Origin of the sequence: Acinetobacter sp. ATCC 27244, assembly GCF_000156555.1 — a bacterium.
GTDB lineage: Bacteria > Pseudomonadota > Gammaproteobacteria > Pseudomonadales > Moraxellaceae > Acinetobacter > Acinetobacter haemolyticus.
On the sequence record NZ_GG665949.1, the window covers coordinates 385303 to 394922 of the forward strand.

Genomic DNA, 9620 nt, shown 5'->3' on the forward strand with positions numbered 1-9620 from the left:
AATCATTTAATTTCGGAATCTATAGTGATTTATAACTGCTACAGACCGCATTTAAGTTTAAATATGATTACTCCTAATCAGATGTATGAGAAAGCGAAAACCGAGCTAATTGCTTAACTCGGTTTTAAATGAAATACTGTCAATCTATTTTAGGACGGGACAGGATTTAGATAAAAGTAGATCACAAGAAAAATAAGTAGCACTGTTGATGCGATTAAATACGTATTAATCGTATGAAAACTCTTGAGAAACTTCAACATAACTCTCACCCACCTACGCAAATAAACAAAATGTAAAAACATATAATGTTTATATTCTATTGTTTATTATAAAATTTTTTCAAATTATCTTGTGGGTGCTTGATGTGTTTCATGTGTATGTTATGTAATCTAAGCTTAACAAATGTAATATTTTAAGGTTTTTTCCAACAGTATTAATTTTTATGATTGGTTTTGTAGATTTATCTGCCGAAAAAATGATCGGTCTGCTGATGCCAGAACAATCATTTTCCTTTATATATTTATTTAGATGCGAGATTTGTTAGATAGTTTTGAATAACCAGATGGGATTGATGTTCTAATTCTGTAGCATAGAGCAAATTATCTTTTCTTAATTGAGCAATCGATAAGTCAGCCTGACGAATTTCACAAGTATGACCAATTAGCCATTTCTCAAAACTATCTTCAGTTATCTCAATATGAAACTGTAAGGCCAAGATATTGCGTCCTACCGAAAATGCTTGATGAGGATACAGTTGGGAGCTGGCAAGCAGTGTCGCATTGGTTGGTAAATCGAAAGTATCTCCATGCCAATGTAGCACTTTAATATGCTCCAGTGGCGCTAAGATATTCTCATCAATCGGGGTAATTTCAAGTTTGCTCCAGCCGATTTCTTTTTGGAGGCCAGCATATACCTTAGCACCAAGTGCATGAGCAATCAGTTGAGCGCCTAGGCAAATCCCAATTGTTGGTTTATTGGCTTGCAAACGTTGTTTAAGCCCTGCAATTTCATCAATAAGAAAAGGGTAGTCCTTAGTCTCGTACACTCCAATAGGACCACCTAAAACAATGGTTAGGCCGTCATAGTTGAGTGCAGGACGAAGATCGTCTACACCTGCTTCAAAATAACGTATACGAAAACCAAGTTGGTAGAAAAGATCTTCTAGTGAGCCTAAATCTTCAAATGCGAGATGTTGAATGGCATAAATTGTTTTAGGCAGAGCAGTTGCAATCATATTATTCATGTGAGAAGTATTTAGGCCCATAAATGAATGGAGATCAATTAAGGCATTTTTTTCTCAAGCCATGCAAAGAGATCTTTGTAAACTTTTTCACGTACCGGTGGTGTAGAAAGCACTAAATCGTGCATCCCATTGTGTACGGATAAGGTTTGTACGTCGCCTTTCATTTTTTTTGCATTATGTGTCATGTCTTTTACATCAAGAATAACATCACTTTGCTGTGCATCTACACCCCATTTTTTTGGGTATTTAGATTGGTGCGAGTGCATAATCAGGATTGGAACGTTGAGGTGGATACCGTGGTGAATTTCTTTTTGTGCTTCATGAATTGCATGAACGAAGCATAATCGGACAAAAGGAACAGATTTTGGTTTCCAGTTTAAATTAAAGTCCCATTCACCATAAAATGCTTTGTGTAGGCTAGGTGTATACCACTGATTTAGACCACTAGGGAACTTGGCATTGGGTAAGCGTTTTCCAACTTTACTGAGTAAAGGTATACCAACCTTTTTTTCAATAGTACTTTTATAAAAATCATAAAATGGACTGTTCGCCCAAACTGCTTTGATTAGACGATGATCAGGGTAATGCGCTGCGTACAGCGTTGTAATTAGTCCACCTGTCGAGTGACCTGCAAGTAGTACCTGATTGTGATTTTCTTGACCAATGATTTCGAGCGCTTTGCTGATTTCTGCATCATATTCACGCAGATCTAAAACGTAATACAGTTTTTGATGTGGAAGTTTTGAACGTCCGTATTTTCTTAGATCAAGCGCATAGAAGTCATAACCTTGTTGGTTAAACTGTTCAGCCATTTCAGTTTGAAAAAAATAATCGGCGAAACCATGAATATATAACACTGCTTTTTTTGTAGCTTGATTGGCTTTTTTGCGTACCAATGTTGCAACTACTTTTCCATCATAATCATCAGCAAAATTTAAAGTCAGTTGTTGGTAATCATCACCGAGTATATCTGGTTGATAAGTATGTAGATTTAAGCTATTCATTTTTATATTCAGCCCGAATTTATTTATAACCACCATAAATGAAAAGACCAATATGTCAATGAAAATATAAGATCCAAAGGGTTCATAGCCATCAGTTGACACTTAGATGACAGAAAATGTTAGTCGATCAAAAATTTTAAAATACCCAAGCCAAGTTTTCTTGTTTGAGTTTTTATTTTTGGCAAAAAATCGTTAAGCTATGTGCTGTTGTTTTTGACTGATGAAATTATGAAACAAGAGACTGCACTGAAACTTTTAAAAGCTGGGGAAAATGTTTTTTTAACAGGTTCCGCAGGTGCAGGGAAAACCTATACGCTTAATCAATACATTCATTATTTAAAAGCACGTAAAGTCCCTGTTGCAATTACAGCATCGACGGGGATTGCAGCAACACATATGAATGGCATGACGATTCATACTTGGGCAGGGATTGGGATTAAAGATAGTTTGAGTGATGATGATCTCAAGCGAATGAAAGAGCGGAAATACCTAAAAGAGCATTTAGAAAATGCCCAAGTCTTGATTATTGATGAAATCTCAATGTTGCACGCAAAGCAGCTGAATCTAGTCAATCAGGTGCTTAAATATTTCAAAGAAAGCGATGAGGCTTTTGGTGGAATTCAGGTTATTGTGGCTGGTGATTTCTTTCAGCTTCCGCCTGTAGGGCGTAATGGAGAAGCCAACCGCGATAAATTTTGTTTTATGTCTGACGCTTGGGTTGAAGCGAAATTTCGTGTTTGTTATCTCACCGAGCAGCATCGTCAGGACGATGAAATACTGAATCAGATCTTGAATGCAATTCGTGCCCAGAATATTCAGGCAGACCATATTCAAGCTTTACAGCATTCTCGAGATCAAGATATCGGTGATACCTTCACGCGTTTATATACTCATAATATGGATGTGGATAATATCAATTATCAACATTTGAATGAGATCGACACTGAAAGTCATCAATTCAATGCAGTCCTTGATGGAAATGAAAAACTCATCGAAACCTTAAAATCTTCGGTTCGCGCACCCGAAGAACTTAGCTTGAAAAAACATGCCAAAGTTATGTTTGTTAAAAATAATTTTGATATGGGATATATCAATGGCAGTTTAGGTGAGGTCATTGGTTTTGAGGAAGATGATCAACAAGGGTTGCTCCCTAAAGTCAAGTTAACGGATGGGACAACTTTGTTGGTGGAACCTGAAACGTGGTCTATTGAAAACGAAGCAGGTAAAGCAATCGCAAGCTTTCAACAAATTCCTTTGCGTTTGGCTTGGGCGATTACCATTCATAAAAGTCAGGGTATGACGCTTGAAGCTGCTGAAATCAATTTAACGCATACTTTTGAGAAAGGTCAGGGTTATGTGGCACTGTCTCGATTAAAGTCGTTGAGTGGACTTAGATTACTTGGGTTTAATCAGCAGGCCCTAGAGCTAGACAGTTTAGCGATAAAAGCTGACCGCCGTTTTCAGGAGTTATCCACTGAAGCAGAAGCAAATTTTGAAAATGTTGATTTAACCACTCAGCACAATTCATTTATTCGTCATTGTGGCGGTACATTAAATACAACCGAAATTGCACGCAATGAAAAGAAATTATCCAAAAGCGGTACGAAGCAAAATTATGCAACCGCGACTTTAGATGAAACGAGAGCTTTGTTTGAGGGTGGCTATGAGATCGAAGACATTGCACATGAGCGTGGATTAACCCCAGCGACGATTATTAATCATTTGGCGCGTTTGCATAAAGAACAAGCTTTGGATATTTCTGTTGCACATCCCGGCGATGAAGTGGTGGAAGAAGTGCGCAAGATTTATAAACGTTTGCATAAACGCAAGAATCCCGAGCATTTTACCGATGATGGTGCGATCAAGTTACGCCCAATTGTAGAGGCTACGAGTCCTAGAATGTCTTATGACCAAGTTCGATTAGCTTTGTTATTTGTTGAGTAAGGGGAATACATTGCCACATATCACGGTAAATTACTCAGCACAATTGATTGATTTAGATCAACAGAAGTTGCTTCAAGAAATTAACACATCATTAATTGCAACAGCGCTATTTGATGCAAATGATATTAAATCTCGTATTTTCAAAGATGAAATGTTTATGATTGGTTTGGGTGATGAACAAGATGCTTATATTCATCTGAAACTTTATCTGCTCAGTGGACGGTCTGCAGCACAAAAGCAAATTTTAGGACAGAGTTTGCTAAGGACGCTTGAGCATAAAATATATTTGAAATCCGAGTTTGAGTTTCCGATACAGCTTTGCATTGAAGTGATTGATATGCCAAAAGAAAACTACTTTAAGGGAATTGCTTAGCTGAGCAAAACAGGTTATAAAAAAATCTGGCTTAGATGCCAGATTTTTTGTTTTTCCTGTCATATTAATTTTTTAATTTAAAGCGGTAGTTACATTTTAAGCAGCGATAGTCCTGAAAAATATTTTTGTCGATTATGACACCTGCTTTTTTTCCAAAAATATTACCCACCACACCGCCAGTGATTCCTACACTGATTGCACCAACAAATGTTCCTACTGTACCACCGACAATGATTCCTAATGGACCCGCTACGGTACCAATCGCTGCACCTACGGATGCTCCCGTCGCTGCACCGCCTACAGTACCTGCTGTTGTGCCAGCAGCAGTCATTAAAACACCGCCAGTGGTTTTCAGTAATTTGTCATGATCACGTGTTTCAATTTCTGTAGAGCCACATTTTGGACATTGCAGTGTTTTTTCCATAAAAGTTATCCTATCTTTCATCATTAATTGACGTGGTTGTACGTATTTACGAGGGTGATAGGTAAAACATCCTATTCCATGTTTTTGCCCAATTGATCCGTGAGCTATACAACTTGTCAACTTTGATTTTAGCTCAACATTCATATAGATATTTATAGATCGTGTAAACACTTGTATTTAAATGAGTCTCTTATCAGCAAAAATGGTCACTCTTTATGTATCCATCGAGAGGTTAATGTAAAAAAGAATAGGTATAGAAACTATACTGAGAGTAAATATTTCAAATTAGATATAAAAATAGCATTAAATAATTGATATCTAATGCTATAAATTTAAAATAGGGTAGAAATGCCCTAGGTTTTTAGTTTATTTTCTTAAAAATAAAATCATTGATTTTGTGACCAGATTCGATACCACGACGCTCGAATTTTGTCACAGGACGCCAGTCTGGGCGAGGGTAGCTATTGCCTTTACCTGCCAAGTTCTCCAAATTTGGGCGATTGTCTAAAACATCAAGCATCCACTCTGCATATGGTTCCCAATCGGTCGCAGCGTGGAATGTTCCACCTAACGCGAGTTTCTGTTCAACCAATTGCATGCGTTCATGGATCACAAAACGACGTTTAAAATGACGCTTCTTTTGCCATGGATCAGGGAAATACAGTTGTACGCAGTTGATACTATTATCAGGCATCTCACGAAGTACTTGAATCGCATCAGCATCCAGTACACGTAAGTTTTTTAGCTCAGCCATGCCCGCTTCATAGACACACTGCGCGATACCAGGAACATGGACTTCGATCCCTACAAAGTTACGCTCAGGATTCGCTTTTGCCATCAAAACCAAAGAACGTCCCATACCAAAACCAATTTCGACGGTTAGAGGACGTTCAGGATGTTCAAAATGCTGACGTAGATCGCCAACAGGATATTCCAAAATTAAATCACGATAATTTTCTAAAGCAGTGCGTTGTGAAGTGTTGAGCGGTGCTGAACGACGCATAAATGTCACAATTTCACGGTGCTCTGGCAAATTGTCGAGTTCGGTAATTTGCGTTTCTAACTGATCGGTTGACATGATTCTGGAGATATAAAGATAGAAAAGGCGTATTTTAAGTGTTCACGGGGTCAAGTCAAATCTTTAAATGATTTTATTTGCTCAATCTTTTTTAAAATTACTGAAGACATGCAAGCAATTCTTCATCCAGATGTCACAAAGATTGAATAGGCTAATGGCGATTTGAACATAAAGTAAAATATGATGAAAACATTTAAATTGCGTACAGTCACTGTTTGCCTTGGTCTTCTTGGCGCTTGTTCAGCTTTTTCACAAGCATATGCTCAACTGATGTTTAGCCAATATGTGGATGGTAGTAGTAATAAAAAAGGCTTGGAAATCTACAATCCAGATGCGACAGCTGCAAATTTGGCTGAATATGAAATTCAGCAGTTTAATAATGGTGCATTGACGAAAACTGTGGCTTTCCAGCTACAAGGTACGTTGGCGAGTCAAGCCAAATTTCTAGTTGGTCGTACTGAATTACAAGCAGTACTAGGCTCTCAGGTCAATCAGGTTGCAGCATTATCATTCAATGGGGATGATGCAATTGTACTGGTACATAAGGGCAAAGTTGTTGATCGTTTTGGGCGAGTCGGAGAGCAGCCTGTGAATGGTTGGGGAAATACCGTGTTTAGCAAAGGCAATAGTTTCACCCGCCTGCAAAACACAAATCCTGTGACTGAAATTGATCCAACAACAAGTTTTGATTTAGACAGTGCATGGAAAGCGTGGACAGATCGAAATGATTTTTCGAATCTGACAGGATCTACAACATCGCCGCCTAGCAATGAGACGATTAGCTGCTCGAGTTCAGATACTGCCATCGCAGATCTAAACGATCAAGCGACTCAAGGTCAAAACTATACAGTACGTGGTGTGATTACCGCAGATTATCGTTATAACAATGGCTTCTCGGGTTTTTATGTGCAAACACCGGATAGCAAAGCCAAGGCGAATGTCAGTAATGCCATTTTTGTCTATATCCCAGCAAGTAGTACGATCAAAGGTGGGAATGTAGGTGATGAAGTGATCTTACGGGGACGCTTAACTGCCTATCAAAATCAATTGCAAATCGATCAAATTCAGCAAGACATTGAAACTTGTAATTCAAATATGTTAGGCCAGATTCAACCAATCAGTTTGAATTTACCATTTAAAAGTTTGACAGAATTGACTGAAAACTCTCCACAACGTTATCAGGGCATGTTGGTTAAACTTCCACAAAGCTTAACCATCAGTGAAAACTATAATTATGGTCGTTTTGGCGAATTATCTTTGAGCTTAGGGCGCTTGTATATTCCAACTAACTTACATGCACCATTATCTAACGAAGCAAAAGAGTTAGCACAGAAAAATTTATTATCAAAAATTATTCTAGATGACGGTTATAACAATCAAAACAGAACACCGTGGTTACCTCAGAATTTTAGTGCAGCCAATACATTGAGGGTTGGGCATCAACTACAAAACGTTGAAGGTATCTTAGAATACCGATTCAATGGTTGGCGTATTCAACCAATTCAAGGTAGTAATCTTCCGACGATTATTAAACCTACACCAGAACGGCCAACTGTAATTGCCAAAGAAGATAAATTAATTCGTGCGGCAGCATTCAATGTCCTGAATTACGATAACGGTAAAAATGGTTTTCCAACTGAGCGTGGTGCAACTTCACAAGCTGAGTTTGATAAACAACATCGTAAGATTGTCAGTGCGATGCGAGCAATTGATGCTGATATTTATGGTCTGATGGAGATTGCCAACAATGGTTTTGGCGAAGACAGTGCGATTGCTTATCTCACTCGTGCTTTAGGTACGGATTGGCGTTATGTGGTACCAGAAAACTTAGATCGTTTGGGTACAGATGCGATTGCGGTCGCAATTATTTATAACAGTAAGCGTGTCAAACCTGTAAATAAACCTGTGGTTTTGGATTTGGGAGACAAAAACAGAACCACAATTGCGCAAACCTTCCAGCCTATTTCAGGAAAGCAAATGTTGACGGTGATACCGAATCATCTTAAATCTAAAAGCTGTTCTGGAGTAAATGCAGCATCACTAGATGCAGATCAGAAAGATGGGCAGGGATGTTGGAATCCAACACGTGTTAAGGCGGTGGAGCAATTAATTCAATGGGCAGCAAAAAATCCAACACAAGTTGAAACGCCAAATATTTTGTTATTAGGTGATATGAATAGTTATGCCAAAGAAGACCCAATCTTGGCTCTAGAAAAAGCAAATTATAAAGTGCTATTGAATGACAAAACGATTGGACAAGGTGAACAGGCCTATAGCTATGTGTTTGGTGTATCCAGTAATGCTGAAGGTTATGGTGGTGCTGGTAATTTAGACCATGCTATTGCGGATTCTAATCTTTACAGTAAAGTCAAAAAAGCTTTTGCTTGGCATATCAATGCGGATGAGCCAACAGTTTTGGATTATAACGAAGAATATAAAAACGATGAGCAAAAGGCCTTATTCTTCGCAGAAGACCCTTATCGTTCTTCCGATCATGACCCTGTGATTGTGGATATTGATTTACAAGATCCTGAGAATAAGCCATCTACCCAAAAAAGTTCTTCAGGAAGTTTTGGATGGTTGTCGATATTAGGATTATTGGGGCTTACGGGTTATTCGTTACGTTCTCGAAAAGTGAAAGTTTAATTGGTTCAATACTAAGAAGAGTAGAAAATGATCTGCTCTTCTTAGCAATTAAGTTTATTTGAACAGGATGTATACGATCACAATAAAAAGTTGACATAAGACTACTTGCAAAATCGCATAAATTCGCCAATAGTCAGATGAACAGGCATTTTACGTTTATTGACAAATTTGTGAAAACATACTTTGCAAATTTCGATCAAGCGTTTTAGAACATAAGAGTTAGATAACAAGGATCAAACATGAAGTTGTATTATTCACCTGGTGCTTGCTCATTGGCAGCACATATTATTTTAAATGAAATAAATGTAGATTTTGATTTAGAACGCGTTGATTTAAAAACACATAAAACCGAAAAAGGTGTGGATTATTATGAAATCAACCCGAAAGGTTATGTACCTGCTTTAGAAATTAATCCGGGTTTAATGCTAACTGAAAATGTGGCAATTTTACCGTTTTTGGCTCAGCATGATCCTAAGCAAGATTTAATTCCTCCATCAGGTATGGGACGTGCTAAGGTTCTTGAATGGTTGGGTTATTTGAATTCAGAATTACATGATGCTTATGCTGTATTCTTCGGTGGTGCATTGACTGATGATGAGAAGACCAAAGCCTATGCCGAAGTCGATCGTTTACTTCAATATATCGACAATTATTTAGCTGAATCTGAATATGATTATTTGGTTGATGATAATTTTGGACCAGCGGATGCATATTTATTCGTATTAACGAATTGGTCGAATCATATTGAACATGACCTAACGCCTTATATTAATATTATTGCACTACGTAATAAAGTTGCTGAACGTCAATCTGTTCAAATTGCAATGCGTGATGAAGGCCTTTTGGGCTAAATAGTTTAAATGCAACTAAAAAAGCCTCTAAAAGAGGCTTTTTTAGTTTTAATAATT

General features: G+C 37.8%; 8 protein-coding genes. 4 read left to right on the plus strand and 4 right to left on the minus strand.

The window, feature by feature from the left end:
* Window positions 1-520 precede the first annotated feature (520 nt).
* Window positions 521-1243, minus strand: a complete 723-nt coding sequence (locus tag HMPREF0023_RS01730) for a glutamine amidotransferase (protein ID WP_017396551.1) — start codon at window positions 1241-1243, stop codon at window positions 521-523.
* 38 nt (window positions 1244-1281) lie between these two features.
* Window positions 1282-2247 (minus strand): alpha/beta hydrolase, encoded by a 966-nt coding sequence (locus HMPREF0023_RS01735; RefSeq protein ID WP_017395919.1) that lies wholly within the window; start codon window positions 2245-2247, stop codon window positions 1282-1284.
* 228 nt (window positions 2248-2475) lie between these two features.
* On the opposite strand from HMPREF0023_RS01735, the gene HMPREF0023_RS01740 reads away from it, so the two are divergent.
* Together HMPREF0023_RS01740 and HMPREF0023_RS01745 are read left to right on the plus strand one after the other, a co-directional pair.
* Window positions 2476-4191, plus strand: coding sequence for an AAA family ATPase (locus HMPREF0023_RS01740; RefSeq protein WP_008940997.1), 1716 nt, complete (start codon window positions 2476-2478; stop codon window positions 4189-4191).
* A 10-nt stretch (window positions 4192-4201) separates the two neighbouring features.
* The gene (locus tag HMPREF0023_RS01745; RefSeq protein WP_017395921.1) at window positions 4202-4564 is read left to right on the plus strand and encodes a 5-carboxymethyl-2-hydroxymuconate Delta-isomerase; all 363 of its coding nucleotides are present in this window, start codon (window positions 4202-4204) and stop codon (window positions 4562-4564) included.
* Between the two features lie 64 nt (window positions 4565-4628).
* On the opposite strand, the gene HMPREF0023_RS01750 is transcribed toward HMPREF0023_RS01745, so the two are convergent.
* Window positions 4629-4988, minus strand: coding sequence for a hypothetical protein (locus HMPREF0023_RS01750; RefSeq protein WP_005090952.1), 360 nt, complete (start codon window positions 4986-4988; stop codon window positions 4629-4631).
* A 361-nt stretch (window positions 4989-5349) separates the two neighbouring features.
* Window positions 5350-6066 (minus strand): tRNA (guanosine(46)-N7)-methyltransferase TrmB, encoded by a 717-nt coding sequence (trmB, locus tag HMPREF0023_RS01755; RefSeq protein WP_008941000.1) that lies wholly within the window; start codon window positions 6064-6066, stop codon window positions 5350-5352.
* A 183-nt stretch (window positions 6067-6249) separates the two neighbouring features.
* Between trmB and HMPREF0023_RS01760 the strand changes: the two genes are divergently transcribed.
* Together HMPREF0023_RS01760 and HMPREF0023_RS01765 are read left to right on the plus strand one after the other, a co-directional pair.
* Complete coding sequence (locus HMPREF0023_RS01760) at window positions 6250-8712, plus strand: ExeM/NucH family extracellular endonuclease (RefSeq protein WP_026056285.1); 2463 nt, start codon at window positions 6250-6252, stop codon at window positions 8710-8712.
* Between the two features lie 239 nt (window positions 8713-8951).
* Entirely contained in the window at window positions 8952-9563 is a 612-nt protein-coding gene (locus tag HMPREF0023_RS01765; RefSeq protein ID WP_008941002.1) for a glutathione binding-like protein, read from the plus strand.
* Window positions 9564-9620 lie beyond the last annotated feature (57 nt).